We start from the raw sequence: 16,810 nt of genomic DNA on the forward strand, positions 1-16,810 counted from the left end.
CGCCTCGGATTCCCACCCCCATCGTTGGATGGGACGCGAACCGAGGCAAGATCTGTCATCGTCAGAGCGACACTGCTGAATGTGCCGTCGCCCGACTGAACGACGAGATCCGCTCCAACTGCTGTCGCAGTCGCAGCGATCACCGTCACAAGCTGCCCATCGACTCGAAGCTGGGCGCCCATCGAGGGCAGCACATGCTCAAGTCGGTCGTCCAACGGTTTCCCCTTCGGTCACGTTGCTGGGTGACGGACCTCGCGCTCTCCATTTCTATCAGTTCGCTGTCTTGAACACGCGATCATCAACCGACGGCCGAGGGATGTCGGTGACTGAGCAATCCTCACCGCTCCGCTGGTCGTCTGTCACGTCGACAGGGCGGAGAACAGCGGGGTCGTCACAGCGATTGAAAAGGGCTCCTGGCAGGAGGCGGGATGCAAAGCAAGACGCGCCGTACTGGCACCCCTCGCACACTGTACGTACTCCAGGGAGCACCGCGGGCCGCGTGGACCGTCGTGAGAGCCTCTGGGAGATCTGCCACTCCACACCGCCGACAACCGAGACGCGTTCCACCGCACCACCACCACGTTGTTGGCGTCCGCGCTGCACGAACATTGGTCCCTCGCCGAGCGCGACCCGCCGTCGCGACGCGAACGACGAGGGGTTCAACCGACCGGACGTAACCTGGCTTGATTAGCACGCGCGCTTGGCTGCACGATGGGCCGGCGCCCGATCGCGCAGGAGCCGCGGGGGGCCTCCCACGTCTTGTTGGTGGTCGCCTTTTACTCGCTCTTTTCAACTCGAACCGACCCGAATCAACCGCATCATCGCGCCTCCGGCGGTGCGGGACGACAACGTAGAATCCCTTCTAACGACTGAGAAGTCGAAACAACAGAAAGGATTCGGATCTCATGCACTCCTCTCAGGGGGTCAGGGGTTCGAGTCCCCTCAGGTCCACCGAAAAGGCCGCCCGATCAGGGCGGCCTTTCGTTTTGTCCGGGAGTCCCGGCACGTGCTGTCACCCGCCCATGCGCGGGTCGTGGGTCGGGTCGGCGTAGGGCGCCGGACAGCCGTGATCGGTCGCTTCCGGGCGCAGCTCGAAGTGCCAGGACTCGTTCCCGTAGGTCTGACAGAGGCCGTAGGCGGCGCCATGGGCGGTCAGCCAGTCCACGGCGTCGTACGAACCGACGTCGACCGCGTCGCCCGCCACATGGGCCGAGGTTGCGGACGACGCCACCCAGCGAGCGGCCTCCTCCGCCGAGCCGTACTGCGACACGGCCTCCTGCAGCAGCCGGTCCTGGTACTCCGCGGAGCGCCAACCGCTGTTGACACGGACGACGATGTCATCGGCGGCCGCGTCGTGCGACGCACGCTGCAGCGCCTCTCGCAGACCGTGCGAGAGACGCGCGATGCCCGGGTACGCCTCATCGAACGCCGTCGCACCGGAGGGAAGGAGTCCATCGTCCTGGGTGACCGCGCCGTCGGGAGCCGGCGGCGCGTCGGTGAGCGACGTGTCCTCGGCGATGCCGCCCGTCGGCACGGCGGCCCACGCCGACCGGTACACCGCGACACCGGCGATCGCGAGGGCGGCGACGAGCAGCGACACGAGCACGGCGCGGCGCGCGCGCCGGGTTCTCGCAGGGACGGTTGCTGTGGGGATCATGCTCCCAGTTGACGCGCGCGCGTGTTGCGAGGGCGTATGGGGTTTCGGATACGCGGACGATACGCGCCGGCTCGTACCATCGAGGGCATGCGCGTGCTGGTGGTGGAGGATGAGCCCCTGATGGCGGAAGCGATCCGCGACGGGCTGCGCCTCGAGGCGATCGCGGCCGACATCGCGGGCGACGGTGACACCGCGCTGGAGCTGCTGAGCATCAACGGCTACGACATCGCCGTGCTCGATCGCGACATTCCCGGCCCCTCGGGCGACGAGGTGGCGGCGCACATCGTGAGCTCGGGCAGCGGCATCCCGATCCTGATGCTCACGGCCGCGGACCGTATCGACGACAAGGCGACCGGATTCGAGCTGGGCGCCGACGACTACCTCACGAAGCCGTTCGACCTGCAGGAGCTCGTGCTGCGGCTGCGGGCATTGGATCGTCGCCGCGGCCACAGCCGGCCGCCGGTCCGGGAGCTCGCGGGGCTCCGACTCGATGCGTTCCGGCGCGAGGTCTACCGCGACGACCGCTACATCGCCGTGACGCGCAAGCAGTTCGCCGTGCTGGAGGTGCTGATGAGCGCCGAAGGCGGCGTCGTGAGCGCCGAGGCGCTGCTCGAACGCGCGTGGGACGAGAACGCCGACCCCTTCACGAATGCGGTGCGCATCACGGTCTCGGCCCTGCGCAAACGACTGGGGGAGCCCTGGGTCATCGCCACGGTCCCCGGCGTCGGCTACCGGATCGACGTCGACGACAGCGCGCCGCATGACTAGGGCGCCCGGTATGAGCGTGCGGCTCAAGCTCACCCTGAGCTACGCCGGATTCCTGATGGTGGCCGGCGGGCTGCTGCTCGCCGTGGTGTGGGTCTTCCTCCTGAGATACGTTCCGGACGGGCAGATCACCGGCCCGGGGCCCTTCGTCCCGAATCGCGGCGACCTCATCCGCGCCTTCACGCCGGCGGCCTCCTGGGCGCTGGTCTTCCTCCTCGTGTTCGGACTGCTCGGCGGCTGGATCCTCGCCGGACGGATGCTGGCGCCGCTGGCGCGGATCACGGAGGCCACGCGCCTCGCCGCGAGCGGTTCGCTGTCGCATCGGATCGCTCTCCCTGGTCGCCAGGACGAGTTCCGCGAGCTGGCCGACAGCTTCGATGCGATGCTGGCGCGCCTCGAAGCGCACGTCGCCGAGCAGCGACGGTTCGCCGCGAACGCCTCGCACGAGCTGCGCACGCCGCTGGCGATCACCCAGACCCTGCTCGACGTCGCCCGCACCGACCCCGACCGGGACGTCGACGCGCTCATCGGCCGGCTCCGCGCGGTCAACACGCGCGCGATCGACCTCACCAAGGCGCTGCTGGTGCTCAGCCGGGCGGAGCAGGGCTCATTCGCCCGTGACGCGGTCGATCTGTCACTCGTCGCCGAGGAGGCCGTGGAGACGCTGCTGCCGCTCGCCGAGGCCCGAGGCGTGACCGTCCACGCGAGCGGCGTCGCCGCCTGGACCAGCGGCTCATACGCGTTGCTGCTCCAGCTCGTGTCGAACCTGCTGCACAACGCCGTCGTCCACAACCTCCCCGAGCACGGCACGGTCGACGTGATCACCTCCGCACACGGCGACGTCGTCGAGCTCGTCGTCGAGAACACCGGCGAGGTGATCAGCCCGACGCGCGCAGCCACCCTGGTCGAGCCGTTCCAGCGCGGCAGCGAGCGTGCCCGCACCGGCGATCACGCCGGGGTCGGGCTGGGACTCGCGATCGTCCGGAGCATCGCGGAGGCCCACGGCGGGACGCTCGCGCTCATGGCCCTGCCGGAAGGAGGCTTGCGCGTCGCGGTGCGGCTCGGCGCGCAGCATCCGTGATCCGCCCATTGCGCGGGTGGGGCGCGTCGACAAGGGTGGAACGCATGAGCGCTGTGACCCCGTTCCTCTGGTTCGACGATGCCGCCGAGGAGGCCGTCACGTTCTACACCGCGCTGATCCCGGACTCCGAGCTCGTCACGATCGACCGCTACCCGGACGAGGTGCCGGGTATGGGCGGCAAGGTCATGCACGTGCACTTCCGGCTCGGCGGCCGCGACTACTTCGGGATGGATGCCGGCCCGCAGTTCCCCTTCACCGAGGCCGTCTCCCTGTACGTCGCGTGCCGCGACCAGGCCGAGGTCGACCGCTACTGGGACGCCCTCACCGCGCAAGGCGGCCAGGAGCAGCCGTGCGGCTGGCTCAAGGACCGGTGGGGCCTGTCGTGGCAGATCATCCCCGACCGGCTCGTCGAGCTGATCCGCCACCCCGACCCCGACATCGCCCACCGCGCGGTGCAGGCGATGCTCCGCATGCGGCGCATCGACCTCGCGGTCCTCGAGGCGGCCGTGGCCGGCGGATGAGGCGCGACGCCCGGTGGGCGGCGGTCGGATGCCTCGTGCTGGCGCTGACCGCGTCAGCCGGGTGCACCGCGCCGGCGCCGTCACCGGCGCCTTCGTCGCAGGTGCCCTCGATCGGCCCGAGCACGGCTCCGGCAGCCGAGACGTGGTGGCGTGCCGGGTCGGTCACGGGAACCCTCGCGTCGGATCTGGTGGCGCCGTGGTCGGTCGTGCCCCTCGACGGCGGGGGCGCGCTCATCTCCGAACGCGGCGACGGCGCGGTGCTCGAGCTCACCGCGGACGGTGAGGTCCGCACGGTCGGCGCCATCCCCGGTGTGGTCTCCGGCGGCGAATCCGGCCTTCACGGGCTCGCCCTGCACGACGCCGGCGGCGCGCGCACGCTCTTCGCCTACTTCGGCGCGAGCGACGACAACCGCGTGGCACGGATGCCGCTGCTCGGCGAACCGGGATCCTTCGAGCTGGGCGAGCCGGAGGTCATCCTCGACGGCATCGCGCGGGCGAGCACCCACGACGGCGGACGCCTCGCGTTCGGGCCGGACGGCTACCTCTACGTCACGACGGGGGATGCGCAGCGCCGCGACGCCGCCCAGGACCGCGACGACCTCGGCGGCAAGATCCTGCGCGTCACGGTCGACGGCGACCCCGCCCCCGGAAACCCGTGGAACACGCGCGTCTGGTCCATGGGACATCGCAACGTCCAGGGGATCGCGTGGACGGCGGACGGCACGATGTGGGCCAGCGAGTTCGGTCAGAACACCTGGGACGAGCTCAATCGCATCGAGCCGGGCGAGAACTACGGCTGGCCGATCGTCGAGGGCATCTCCGGCCGGGAGGGCTTCACCGACCCCGTGGCGCAGTGGCCGACGAGCGATGCGAGTCCGAGCGGGATCGCCACCCGCGGCGACACGGTCTTCATGGCGGGGCTCCGTGGCGAGCGGCTCTGGCAGATCGACACGGATGCCGGCGTGATGCGTGGCGAGCCTGTCGCCGCGCTGGTGGGTGAGTACGGGCGCCTGCGCGATGTGGTCGCGCCGACCGACGGGTCACTGTGGCTCCTCACCAACAACACCGATGGGCGCGGCTCGCCGCGACCGGGCGACGATCTGCTCCTGCGGGTGGAGCTCGTCGAGGCGCCGTGACACGTGCGTCCGCGCGCACCCCGGCACGCTACGGTGAGAGCGTGACCTCGCAGCCCCGCTGTCCGCATTGTCGCCACTTCGTCTACCTGGACACCTTGCAGTGTCCGAACTGCGAAGCCGAGATCGGCTACCACATCCCGACACGCGAGTTCTTCGGTCTCCGTCACGGCCAGGCCGTCATCGACGGCGAGACCTGGTACACCTGCTCGAACCGGGAGTGGGCGTGCAACTGGCTGGTGTGGGAGAACGCACCCGCCGGCCGCTGCTTCTCCTGCCGGCTCACGCGCCGCCGTCCCGCGGCGGACGACACCGTCGCGCTCGAGAAGCTCGCGAAGACCGAGGAGGCGAAGCGCCGGCTCCTCCTGCAGCTCGCCGATCTGGGTCTGCCGATCGTCGGCTGGGACGTCGAGAAGGGCGGGCTCGGGTTCGACCTGATCTCCAGCCTCTCCGACGGCAAGCCGGTCACCATCGGGCACGCCAACGGCATCATCACGATCGACCTGGCCGAGAGCCTCGACGACCGCCGCGAGGCTCTGCGCGTACGGCTCGGCGAGCCGTACCGCACCATCCTCGGCCACCTGCGGCACGAGGTCGGTCACTACTACCAGAACGTCCTCCTCGCCGACGACGAGCTGTGGGCGCGGTGTCGTGAGCTCTTCGGCGACGAGCGCACGAGCTACCGCGACGCCCTGAAACGCCACTACTCGTTCGGGGCCCCCTCCGACTGGCACGAGGCCTTCATCTCCGAGTACGCGACGATGCACTCGTGGGAGGACTTCGCCGAGACGTTCGCCCACTACCTCCACATCACCGGCACGCTGCAGACCGCCGCGGTCATCGGCATCCATCTCGATGCGTCCGTGACGAACCTCCGCGACACGGATGTCGTCCCGCTCGAGTCGTACGAGAACGAGCCGATCCAGAGGCTGCTCACCGATTGGGAGTGGCTGTCGCAGGCGTTCAACCGCATCAACCGATCGATGGGCTTCGGCGATCTGTATCCGTTCACGATCGTGACGCCGGTGCGGCACAAGCTCGCCTTCGTCCACGACATCGTGACGCGCGCGCCGCTCAGCCCGGGGGAGCAGTACACGCTCGCGATGGCGGGTGCCGGGGCGGGGGAGACGGAGACGTCATGACCTCGTTCGCGCGAGGGCAGCGGGTGATCGGTGCGGCGACGCACTACGTCGAGAACCAGCCGCCCTGGCGCGTCGACGTCGACGAGTACGGACTGAACGCGCCCCTCGGCACGGCCGTGCGCGCGCTCGGGGCCGAGTGGGCGGAGGACGGCCTCCGCGAGGCCGGCGCGCTCGTCGGCTCGGGGCCGTTCCAGCGCGACGCGCATCTCGCGAACGTGCACACCCCGGTCGCCCACGCCCACGACCGGTGGGGCTTCCGCCTCGATGAGGTGGAATACGACCCTTCCTACCACCGCGTGATCGCCGAGGCGGTCGCGCGTGGCGCCCACACCTCGGCATGGGCGGAACCGCGGCCGGGGGCGCACGTCGCCCGCGCGGCGATGTTCATGCTGTTCGCGCAGGTCGAGCCGGGTCACGCGTGCCCGGTGTCGATGACGCACGCCGCGGTCGCCTCGATCGAGGGCTCGCCGTGGGTCGCCGACGAGTGGCTCCCGCGTCTGTACTCGCGCGAGTACGACCCGAGGCTCATCGTCGACGGGGGCAAGGCGAGCGCCCTCATCGGGATGGCGATGACCGAGAAGCAGGGCGGCTCCGATGTCCGCGCCGGCACCACCGTGGGCGAGTCGATGGGCGGACACGCCTACCAGCTCACGGGGCACAAGTGGTTCTGCTCCGCCCCGATGTCGGACGGCTTCCTCGTGCTCGCCCACACGCGCAGCCGCGGCGTGGACGAAGGTCTCACGTGCGTGTTCGTGCCGCGCATCCTGTCGCCGCACGGCATGCGCAACGCGTTCCGCATCCAGCGGCTCAAAGACAAGCTCGGCAACCGCTCGAACGCGTCGGCCGAGGTCGAGTTCGACGGCACCGTCGGGTTCCTGATCGGCGAGCCGGGCCGTGGAGTCCGGGCGATCATCGAGATGGTCCAGCGCACGCGCCTCGACTGCGTCCTGGGCACCGCCGCGGGCATGCGGCAGTCGGTCGCCGAGGCGGTCTGGCACGCGCGCGGGCGTGAGGCCTTCGGCGCGCTCCTGGTCGACCAGCCCGCGATGACCGGCGTGCTCGCAGACCTCGCCCTCGAGTACGAAGCCGCGATGCTCACCGGCCTGCGCCTCGCGCAGCTCTTCGAGGCCGAGGCATCCGATCGCGATATCGCGCTCAGCCGTCTCGCCACGCCGGTGTCGAAGTATTGGGTGTGCAAGCGCGGCCCGCACCATGCCTACGAGGCGCTCGAGTGCCTCGGCGGCAACGGCTACACCGAGACCTTCCCGCTCGCCCGCCGGTACCGCGAGCAGCCCGTCATGGCGATCTGGGAGGGCTCGGGCAACGTCATCGCCCTCGACGTGCTGCGGGCGCTCACGCGCGACCGCGCGTCCGGCGAGGCCTTCGCCGACGAGCTCGCGACCACGGCAGGTTCCTCGGCGGTCCTCGATCGGCACGTGGAACGCGCCCTCGCCCTGCTGCAGCGTCTCGCGGCCGATCCGGACGAAGCACCGTCAGAGGCCCGTCGGCTCAGCGAGGACCTCGCGCTCGCGTTCCAGGCGTCCCTCATGCTGCGCCACGCGCCGGGGCAGGACGCCGACACGTTCATCGCCGCCCGCCTGGGCGAGGACCGCGGTGCGCAGTACGGTGTGCTGCCTTCGGGGACGGATGCCGCGGCCATCGTCGCGCGCCACTGATCCGCCGACCGCGCTTAGGCTGTTCGAGTGACTGCGGCGCGACGATCCCTCCTGCTCGCCGCGGTCGTCGCAGCCGCGGCGATCGTCTGCGCCTCGTGCGCGGCGACCCCTACCGCGAAGCCGTCGCCGACGTCGTCGCCGTCTGACACGACGACCCCGACGCCCGACGCGGCAGGCCTCTCGCCGGCTGAGCAGGCCGTCTCCTCGATGTCGCTGCGGGAGCGCGCGGCGAGCGTCGTGATGGGGCACATTCCGACGACGGATGCCGCGGCCCTGCGCTCGTACATGGAATCCACCGGCGCCGGGGGCTTCCTTCTCATGGGCGCGAACATCCCCGAGGACGAGGCGGCACTCGAGGAGATCACCGCATCGCTCACGGTCGACCCGGCACAGCCGCCGCTCATCGCCATCGACCAGGAGGGCGGGGACGTGTCACGGCTGCCGTGGGACGATCTCGCGTCACCGCTCGAGCTGCAGCAGGCCGATCCCGCCACGGTGGAGGCCGCGTATGCGGGGCGCTCGGCGCTCGTGCGCCAGGCGGGCATCCCCGTCAACTTCGGCATCGTGGCGGACGTCACGGCCGACCCGAACTCGTTCATCCATCGTCGCGTCCTCGGCACGACCCCCGACATGGCGGCCGCCCACGTGGCCGCCGCGGTGAACGGCGAGAAGGGGAACGTCTTCTCGACGCTCAAGCACTTCCCGGGTCACGGCGCGGCACCCGGCGACTCCCACTCTTCGATCCCGTCGACCACGATGCCGCTCGATCAGTGGCGGGCCACCGACGCATTGCCGTTCGAGGCGGGGGTCGATGCCGGCGCCGAGCTCCTGATGTTCGGTCATCTCGCCTACATCTCGGTCGACCCGGCACCCGCGAGCCTGTCGCCCGAATGGCACCGCATCGCCCGGGACGAGCTCGGCTTCGACGGCGTGACGATCACCGACGACCTGGGCATGCTGGAGGGCTCAGGCCTGCCCGAGTACGCCGACCCCGTGGCGAATGCCGTCAACGCCCTCGCGGCCGGCAACGACATGCTGCTGACGGTCGTCTCCTCGACGCCCGACACGGCCCCGCAGATCGTCGACGGCATCGTCGCGGCGGTGGAGTCGGGGGCGGTGCCGGCCGAGCGCCTCGAGGAGGCGGCGACGCGCGTGATGGAGCTGCGTCTCGCGGTCGCCGAGGCCGGGGACGGCGAGCTCCCGTGCACGACCTGCGCCGATCCCGCCGAGTGGCTCAGCCGCCAGCGATCTCGATGAGCCTGGCGCGGACGACCTGTCCGCGCTCGGCGAAGCCGCGCTGCTCCCGTACGTAGGCCGCCTTGCCCTCCGCGGTCTCGATCGGGACGGGCGCGTAGCCCCAGTCCGCGAGATCGTACGGCGACGCCCGCATGTCGAGCACGCGGATGTCCCTGGCGAGCTCGAACGCGTCGAGCATCACCTCGCCCGGCACGAGGGGTCCGAGCTTGACCGCCCACTTGTACAGATCCATACCGGCGTGAAGGCAGCCGGGCTGCTCGAGCGCGGACTGGGTCTCGCGCGTGGGTGTGTCGCGGTTGCGCGGGACGGCGTCAGGCGTGAAGAACCGGAATGCGTCGAAGTGCGTGCAGCGGAGGTCGTGCGCCTCGACCACCGCGTCGGTCGCGTCCTGTCCCAGTCGGAGCGGAACGGGATGCCGGTGCTCTCGCTGCCGGTACACCATGGCCCACTCGTGCAGGCCGAAGCACCCGAAGCCGGGGGCCCGGCCGGCGGTGGCCCGGAGGATCCGCCCCACGTTGGCCACGAGCGCGCCCCGCTCGGCGCGGAAGCCGTCACCGTCCACGGCGAGAGCGCCGGGCACGGTGCCGGGCCGGTACCAGCGCCATCCGGCGCGGGCGTCGGAGGCGGCATCCGCCAACTCGATGCCCTCACCGGGATGCCAACGGTGCAGGACAGCGGGCTTGTACGAGTAGTACGTGAAGAGGAAGTCCTCGACGGGGTGCTTCTCGCCGCGCGCGGCCCGGACGCGGTGCGCGGCCGTGAGCGCTCGGGCACGCTCCTCGTGCGCCGCCTCCCGTGCGCGCCAGACGCCGCCGGCGAGCACCGAGGCTTCAGGGGGCGCGATCGTCACCGTTCGAGGATACGCGGGCTCGCCTCGGCAGGCCCTGGGTGCGGATCAGGCCTCGACGGGCCCTGGGTGCGGATCAGGCCTCGACGGGCTCGATGAGTTCCGGAGAGTTGTTGCGGACGTTGCCGACATCCTTCGACACCTCGTGGTCGTCGAGGGTGTCGGCGAGGGCGGGAGCCGCGTCGATCGCCGCGTCGAGCACATCGCGCACGTTGTCTGTGGTCGGATCGAGCCAGGCATCGGCGTGGTCGGGGTCGAGGAACAGGGGCATGCGGTCGTGGATCGAGCCGAGGTGGCCGATCGCATCGCGGGTGAGGATCGTGAAGCTGAGCAGCCAGCGCTCGGGGTCGTCGTCGCCCTTCGTCTTGTCGCGCCACCACTCGTACAGCCCGGCGAGGAACAGCGGCTCACCGTCGGCGGGATGGATGTAGTGCGGGATCTTCGTGCCGTCGACGTTCTTCCACTCGTAGTACCCCGACACCGGCACCACCGCGCGACGCTTCTCGAGCGCGCTGCGGAACATGGGCTTGTCTTCGAGTTCCTCCGCCCGGGCGTTGAACGCCCGCGCACCGATCTTGGTGTCTTTCGCCCACGACGGGATGAGTCCCCAGCGAGCGGCCTCGAGCCGGCGGGTCGGCGGCTCGGTCTTCGCCGAGTCGAGCACGATCGCCGCACTGGCGGTCGGCGCCACGTTGAAGGACGGAGCCGGGAGATCGTCACCCTCGACGTCGACGCGCAGCACCCCGACGAGGTCGGAGCCGGCGCTGGCCACTACGAAGCGTCCGCACATGCGGCCAGCCTACGCGGGGCCGCCGACGTCGGTGCAGGAGGTACCGATCAGGCCTCAAGTGCGCCGGCCGCACCGAGGACGCCGACGTCCTCCAGCCGCTCCAGCAGGCCGGCGCCGTCGCTGTCGCTCACCCACGGCACCTCGGCGGCGGCGTGGTCGTTCACCGCGGTGCGCCCGCCCGCGAGGACCGCCTCGGCGGGGGAGAGGCGGCGGATGGCGACGGCCACGACCCGCGACGGGTGCTCGTCGGTGAAGGTCGTGTAGATCGCGTCGTCGTGCTGGCCGTCGTCGCCGATGAGGAGCCACCGCACCTGGGGGAACTCCTCGGCGAGGCGACGGAGGTTGGAGAGCTTGTGGGCCTTCCCGCTGCGGAACCAGCGATCGTGGGTCGGGCCCCAGTCGGTGAGCAGCAGCGAACCCGGCGGAAAGACGTGGCGGCTCAGGAACCGCATGAGGGTGGGCGCGATGTTCCACGCACCGGTGGAGAGGTAGATGAGCGGGGCGCCGGGGTTCTCGCGCACGACACGCTCCATCAGCACCGCCATGCCGGGGACCGGCTGGCGCGCGTGCTCGTTCACCACGAACGAGTTCCACGCCGCGAGCAGCGGGCGGGGGATGGCCGTGACCATGACGGTGTCGTCGACGTCCGACACGATGCCGAACGTGACATCCGGCGCGACGATGTACGCCCGTGTCTCGACCGGCGTGCCTCCCTCCACCGACATGGTGAAGGTCTGCCAGCCGGGCTCGAGGTCCGCGGGGAGCCTCGTGTCGATGACGCCGCCGCGGTCGGCGACCACGTCGTGGTCGACGCCCGCGATCGTCACCGTAACCTGCGCGTACCCGATCGGGACGGCGGCGAAGCTGCGCCAGCCGCGGACGCCGGCGTACTCGCCGGACGTGCGTTCCTTCACCGGCGGGACGATCATCACGCGGCCGAGGACCCGCACCCAGTCGGTGCCGCCGTAGCCCGGGAAGGGTGTGACGGTGGGTGTCTGGCCGCGCCGGCGCGCACGCCGTTCGCGCCACGCATGGAACCGGTACTCCAGGCGCGCGAGCCACAGGACCTTGGCGCGCACATTCTGGGGATCGGTGTGGGGCACCCCTTCAGTCTTTCATGTCCGCCATGGGGGACTCGTCGGGCCCGTCGTGCTCGAGGTGCTTGCGCTCGGCCCGCTCGATGACCTTCTTGCTCACGTAGACGAGCACGAGGAACAGCACGATCACGCCCACGAAGATGTAGCCGGCGTAGTGGATCTGATCCGCGAGCTCCCGGTACGTGCCCGCGGCAAGGGCGGCGACCGAGATGTACAGCGTCGTCCAGATCACGCACGCCGGGACCGTCCACGCGAGGAACCGCCGGTAGGGGTAGCCGCTCATCCCGACGGTGAGCGGCACGAGCGAGTGCAGCACGGGCAGGAACCGTGAGATGAAGATCGCGGGGCCGCCGCGACGTCTCAGGTATCTCTCCGAGCGTGCCCAGTTCTCCTCGCCGATACGGCGCCCGAGCTTCGAGTGCTGGATACGCGGGCCGAGGTAGCGTCCGAGCCAGAACCCGATGCTCTCGCCGATGAGGGCGCCGACGACCACCGCGATGCCGAGGATCACGCCCTCGAGCACCGACGAGACCGCGGTGCCGGCGACGATCACGATCGTGTCGCCGGGAACGACGAGCCCGATCAGCACGCTCGTCTCGAGCATGATCGCGAATCCGGCGAGGAGCGTCCTGATGATCGGGTCGACGCTCTGGACGGCGTCGAGCAGCCACGTCAGGAACTCGTTCACGCCATGAGCCTAGAGCTCTGCGCACCCCTCTAACCTGGGAACATGACGGAGCCCCTCGCCGCCGCGGACGTCGCGCACTGGGTGGATCCGGCATCCGTCTTCAGCGCCGTCTTCAGAGGCGAGCCGCACTCCTTCTGGCTGGATGCCGGACCCGACGCCCGCGAGGGCTGGAGCTGGATGGGCGCGGGGCCTCCGGACGACCCGGCGCACGTGAAGGCGACGACCTGCACGGGCGTCACGACTGCCGATGGCGAGAGCCCGTTGCGCGGGGGATGGGTGGGCTGGACCGGCTACGACGACGCCGCGGCGCGCGCGGGAGCGCCTGCGTCCCGCGAGGCCGACGGAGTCCCACAGGACCTGTGGCTGCGGGTGGAGCGCCTCGTCGCATTCGACCACGCGCGTCAGAGCGTCCGCGTGTACGGCTCCGCGACGGACGTCGATGAGCTCGCCGCCGCGGTCACCGCGGCGACCGGCACGCCGGACCCGCCCTCACCTGCCCGGCCCGACACGGTCGCGCACGCCCGCCACCGCCCCGATGAGTACGCCGGCCTCATCGAACGCTGTCGCGACGCGATCCGCGAGGGCGACGCGTACCAGCTGTGCCTGACGACGCGCTTCGAGGTCGAGGCATCCGTCGATCCCGTCGCGGTCTATGCCCGCCTCCGGGCGGCCACGCCCGCGCATCACGGGGGATTCATCCGCTCGGGCGACACCGCTCTGCTCAGCGCGAGCCCGGAGCAGTACCTCCACGTCGAGGGGGCACCCGACGGCAGAGCGGTGGTGCGCACGCGCCCGATCAAGGGCACCCGCCCGCGCGGCGCGGACGAGGGAGAGGACGCCGCGCTGGCCATCGAACTGCGCGCGAGCGAGAAGGAGCGCGCCGAGAACGTCATGATCGTCGACCTCATGCGCAACGACCTCTCGCGCGTGTGCGTGGCAGGCACCGTGGGCGTCGACGCGCTCCTCGAGGTCGAGTCGTACCCCGCGGTGCACCAGCTGGTGAGCACCGTGTCGGGCGAGCTCGCGACCGGCACGACCTTCGACGACCTGCTCGCGGCGACCTTCCCGGCGGGCTCGATGACGGGGGCGCCGAAGCTGTCCGCGATGACCATCCTGCACGGCCTGGAGGGCGCCCCGCGCGGTGTGTTCTCGGGCTGCTTCGGCTGGATCGGCGACGACGGCGCGCTCGATCTCGCGATGGTGATCCGCTCGATCGTCGTCAGGCCCGAGCGCGCGTACGTGGGTGCCGGCGGCGGCATCACGTGGCGATCGGATGCCGCGGCAGAGGTCGCCGAGGTCGGGATCAAGGCGCGCGGGCCCCTTGCCGCGCTGGGCGCCGCATTGCCGCCGGGCTGGTGAACCGCCCGTTCCGCTAACCTGGAAGACGCGCTTCGCGCGCTGCGCGCGCTTTCCGGCTTCCATGATTGGCACTTTCCACGTGAGTCAGACCGAAACCCCCGACACCTCTGCGCCCACAGAGGGCTACGACGCCTACTCGATCCAGCAGAAGTGGCAGGCGCGCTGGGCCGAGGCCGACCCGTTCCGCGCCGGCGGCGCCGACGACACGCGCCCCCGCAAGTACGTGCTCGGCATGTTCCCCTACCCCTCCGGCGACCTCCACATGGGCCACGCCGAGAGCTACGCCTACGTCGACATCGTCGCGCGGTTCTGGCGTCACCGCGGCTACAACGTCCTGAACCCGATCGGGTGGGACTCGTTCGGCCTCCCCGCCGAGAACGCGGCGATCCAGCGCGGGGCCGACCCGCGCGAGTGGACCTACGCGAACATCGAGCAGCACAAGAAGAGCTTCCGCGAGTACGGGTCCTCGTACGACTGGAGCCGCATCCTCCACACGAGCGACCCCGAGTACTACCACTGGAACCAGTGGCTCTTCCAGCGCCTCTACGAGCGCGGCCTGGCCTACCGCAAGGAGAGCCCGGTCAACTGGTGCCCCAACGACCAGACCGTGCTCGCCAACGAGCAGGTCGTCGACGGCCACTGCGAGCGCTGCGGCGCCGAGGTGATCAAGAAGAAGCTCACGCAGTGGTACTTCAAGATCACCGAGTACGCCGACCGCCTGCTCGACGACCTCAACCAGCTCGAGGGCTTCTGGCCGCAGAAGGTCATCCGCATGCAGCGGAACTGGATCGGCCGCTCGGTGGGCGCCGACATCGACTTCGAGATCGAGGGCCGCGCCGAGAAGGTCACCGTCTTCTCGACCCGACCCGACACGCTGCACGGCGCGACCTTCATGGTCGTGGCCCCCGACAGCGACCTGGCGGCCGAGCTCGCCGCCGGCTCGTCGGCCGACGTGCGCATGCGGTTCCAGGACTACCTCGAGAGCGTGCAGCGCGAGACCGAGATCGAGCGCCAGAGCACCGATCGCCCGAAGACCGGCGTGTTCCTGGACCGCTTCGCCGTCAACCCCGTCAACGGGGAGCGCCTGCCCATCTGGGCCGCGGACTACGTGCTGGCCGACTACGGCCACGGCGCCGTCATGGCGGTGCCCGCACACGACCAGCGCGACCTCGACTTCGCGCGGGCGTTCGACCTGCCCGTCAAGGTCGTCGTCGACACCACGGCGCCGATCACGGGCGCGATCCCGGTCATCGAGCTCGACGAGGAGGGTGTGCCGATCGATCCGGGCCCTCTCGAGACGCTGTCCGACCTCGACCCCGCGACGACCGGCATCGCGCTGACCGGCGAGGGACGCCTCGTCAACTCGGGTTCGCTGGACGGACTCTCCAAGCGCAACGCCATCGCGCGCATCATCGAGCAGCTCGAGGCCGCCGGTACCGGGCGCGCCGCGAAGTCGTATCGCCTCCGCGACTGGCTCATCTCGCGCCAGCGGTTCTGGGGCACGCCGATCCCGATGATCCACACCGAGGACGGCCGCATCGTGCCCGTTCCCGAGGACCAGCTGCCGCTGCGCCTGCCCGACGCGCACGGACTCGACCTCGCGCCCAAGGGCACGTCGCCGCTCGGCGGCGCGACGGAGTGGATGAAGGCCACGGACCCCGAGACGGGCGAGCCGGCGCTCCGCGACCCGGACACGATGGACACGTTCGTGGACAGCTCGTGGTACTTCCTCCGCTTCCTGGCGCCGAACGACCTGAATGAGGCGTTCCCGTCGCGCGAGGCGGACCGCTGGGCCCCCGTCGACTCGTACATCGGCGGCGTCGAGCACGCGATCCTGCACCTGCTCTACGCGCGGTTCATCACCAAGGTCCTCTTCGACATGGGCCTCATCGACTTCACGGAGCCCTTCTCGAGCCTCATCAACCAGGGCATGGTGCTCCTCGACGGCTCGAAGATGTCGAAGTCCAAGGGCAACCTCGTCGAGTTCGCGTCGAGCATGGTCGACCCCGGCGCCGATGCGGTGCGCACGGCGATCGCGTTCGCCGGCCCGGTCGAGGACGACATCAACTGGGAGGACGTGTCGACCACGGGCGCCCAGAAGTTCCTGGCCCGCGCCTGGCGTGTCGCCTCGGACGTCACGAGCGATCCCGACGTGGTGTGGGCCGAGGGCGACGTCGCGCTGCGTCGCGTGACCCACCGCCTCCTCGCGGACGCTCCGGGCCTCGTCGAGCAGACCAAGTTCAACGTCGTCGTGGCGCGCCTGATGGAGCTGGTCAACACGACGCGCAAGGTCATCGACACCGGCGCCGGACCCGCCGACCCCGCCGTCCGCGAGGCCGCCGAGGCCACGGCGATGATCCTCGACCTGTTCGCTCCGCACCTGGCGGAGGAGATGTGGGAGATCCTCGGGTACGACCGGTTCGTCGGCCTCGTGCCGTGGCGCACCGCCGACCCCACCCTCCTCGTCGAGGAGAGCGTCACTGCGGTCGTGCAGGTCGACGGCAAGGTGCGCGGCACCCTCCGGGTACCCGCCCGCATCGACGCCGCCGAGCTCGAGCGACTCGCCCGCGCCGATGAGAAGGTCGTGCGCTCGCTCGCAGGACGCGAGATCACGCGGGTGGTCGTCCGTCCGCCGAAGGTCGTCAGCTTCAGCACGCACTGAGCCTCCTCCACAGGAGGATCGGGTCCCGGGGGTATGCACATCCCCGGGACCCGCTGCGTCTCCGGCCCCTCCCGCCTCCTAGCGTGGGTCCGTGACAGCCGGCGACCGCTCCGAGGGCGCGTCGCCCCCGCACCT

14 protein-coding genes are annotated in these 16,810 nt (G+C 70.7%); 9 read left to right on the top strand and 5 right to left on the bottom strand.

Features of this window, described 5'->3' with window-relative positions:
• Window positions 1-1,012 precede the first annotated feature (1,012 nt).
• On the bottom strand, window positions 1,013-1,657 hold the full coding sequence (locus ACFVSU_RS02010; protein WP_387137316.1) for a M15 family metallopeptidase: 645 nt from the start codon (window positions 1,655-1,657) through the stop codon (window positions 1,013-1,015).
• Window positions 1,658-1,744: 87 nt separating this feature from the next.
• On the opposite strand from ACFVSU_RS02010, the gene ACFVSU_RS02015 reads away from it, so the two are divergent.
• Genes ACFVSU_RS02015 through ACFVSU_RS02045 form a run of 7 tightly spaced genes read left to right on the top strand, consistent with a single transcriptional unit; the run spans window position 1,745 to window position 9,232 of the window.
• Window positions 1,745-2,425 (top strand): response regulator transcription factor, encoded by a 681-nt coding sequence (locus ACFVSU_RS02015; protein ID WP_387137319.1) that lies wholly within the window; start codon window positions 1,745-1,747, stop codon window positions 2,423-2,425.
• Between the two features lie 10 nt (window positions 2,426-2,435).
• Complete coding sequence (locus ACFVSU_RS02020) at window positions 2,436-3,503, top strand: sensor histidine kinase (RefSeq protein ID WP_387137322.1); 1,068 nt, start codon at window positions 2,436-2,438, stop codon at window positions 3,501-3,503.
• A 44-nt stretch (window positions 3,504-3,547) separates the two neighbouring features.
• On the top strand, window positions 3,548-4,024 hold the full coding sequence (locus ACFVSU_RS02025; RefSeq protein ID WP_387137326.1) for a VOC family protein: 477 nt from the start codon (window positions 3,548-3,550) through the stop codon (window positions 4,022-4,024).
• Window positions 4,021-5,160: a PQQ-dependent sugar dehydrogenase gene (locus ACFVSU_RS02030; protein ID WP_387137328.1), complete on the top strand. Its 1,140-nt coding sequence runs from the start codon at window positions 4,021-4,023 to the stop codon at window positions 5,158-5,160. Before ACFVSU_RS02025 ends, ACFVSU_RS02030 begins: the two co-directional genes overlap by 4 nt.
• Before the next feature lie 41 nt (window positions 5,161-5,201).
• On the top strand, window positions 5,202-6,299 hold the full coding sequence (locus tag ACFVSU_RS02035) for a putative zinc-binding metallopeptidase (protein ID WP_387137331.1): 1,098 nt from the start codon (window positions 5,202-5,204) through the stop codon (window positions 6,297-6,299).
• The gene (locus ACFVSU_RS02040) at window positions 6,296-7,975 is read left to right on the top strand and encodes an acyl-CoA dehydrogenase family protein (protein ID WP_387137334.1); all 1,680 of its coding nucleotides are present in this window, start codon (window positions 6,296-6,298) and stop codon (window positions 7,973-7,975) included. Before ACFVSU_RS02035 ends, ACFVSU_RS02040 begins: the two co-directional genes overlap by 4 nt.
• Window positions 7,976-8,002: 27 nt before the next feature.
• The gene (locus tag ACFVSU_RS02045) at window positions 8,003-9,232 is read left to right on the top strand and encodes a glycoside hydrolase family 3 N-terminal domain-containing protein (RefSeq protein ID WP_387137337.1); all 1,230 of its coding nucleotides are present in this window, start codon (window positions 8,003-8,005) and stop codon (window positions 9,230-9,232) included.
• On the opposite strand, the gene ACFVSU_RS02050 is transcribed toward ACFVSU_RS02045, so the two are convergent.
• The 4 genes from ACFVSU_RS02050 to ACFVSU_RS02065 all read right to left on the bottom strand — a co-directional run bounded on the left by ACFVSU_RS02050 (window position 9,210) and on the right by ACFVSU_RS02065 (window position 12,654).
• Window positions 9,210-10,082: a 3-methyladenine DNA glycosylase gene (locus ACFVSU_RS02050; protein WP_387137340.1), complete on the bottom strand. Its 873-nt coding sequence runs from the start codon at window positions 10,080-10,082 to the stop codon at window positions 9,210-9,212. The genes ACFVSU_RS02045 and ACFVSU_RS02050 overlap by 23 nt on opposite strands.
• A gap of 73 nt (window positions 10,083-10,155) precedes the next feature.
• Entirely contained in the window at window positions 10,156-10,869 is a 714-nt protein-coding gene (locus ACFVSU_RS02055) for an SOS response-associated peptidase (RefSeq protein WP_311293623.1), read from the bottom strand.
• Window positions 10,870-10,916: 47 nt separating this feature from the next.
• On the bottom strand, window positions 10,917-11,972 hold the full coding sequence (locus tag ACFVSU_RS02060) for an App1 family protein (protein ID WP_387137344.1): 1,056 nt from the start codon (window positions 11,970-11,972) through the stop codon (window positions 10,917-10,919).
• A 4-nt stretch (window positions 11,973-11,976) separates the two neighbouring features.
• Complete coding sequence (locus tag ACFVSU_RS02065) at window positions 11,977-12,654, bottom strand: DedA family protein (protein ID WP_387137346.1); 678 nt, start codon at window positions 12,652-12,654, stop codon at window positions 11,977-11,979.
• Between the two features lie 42 nt (window positions 12,655-12,696).
• Between ACFVSU_RS02065 and ACFVSU_RS02070 the strand changes: the two genes are divergently transcribed.
• Both ACFVSU_RS02070 and leuS read left to right on the top strand, forming a co-directional pair.
• Window positions 12,697-14,013: an anthranilate synthase component I family protein gene (locus tag ACFVSU_RS02070; RefSeq protein ID WP_387137349.1), complete on the top strand. Its 1,317-nt coding sequence runs from the start codon at window positions 12,697-12,699 to the stop codon at window positions 14,011-14,013.
• 61 nt (window positions 14,014-14,074) lie between these two features.
• The gene (gene leuS, locus ACFVSU_RS02075) at window positions 14,075-16,675 is read left to right on the top strand and encodes a leucine--tRNA ligase (protein ID WP_387137352.1); all 2,601 of its coding nucleotides are present in this window, start codon (window positions 14,075-14,077) and stop codon (window positions 16,673-16,675) included.
• Window positions 16,676-16,810 lie beyond the last annotated feature (135 nt).

The sequence above is a fragment of the Microbacterium sp. NPDC058062 genome (assembly GCF_042885375.1).
Classification (GTDB): domain Bacteria; phylum Actinomycetota; class Actinomycetes; order Actinomycetales; family Microbacteriaceae; genus Microbacterium; species Microbacterium trichothecenolyticum_C.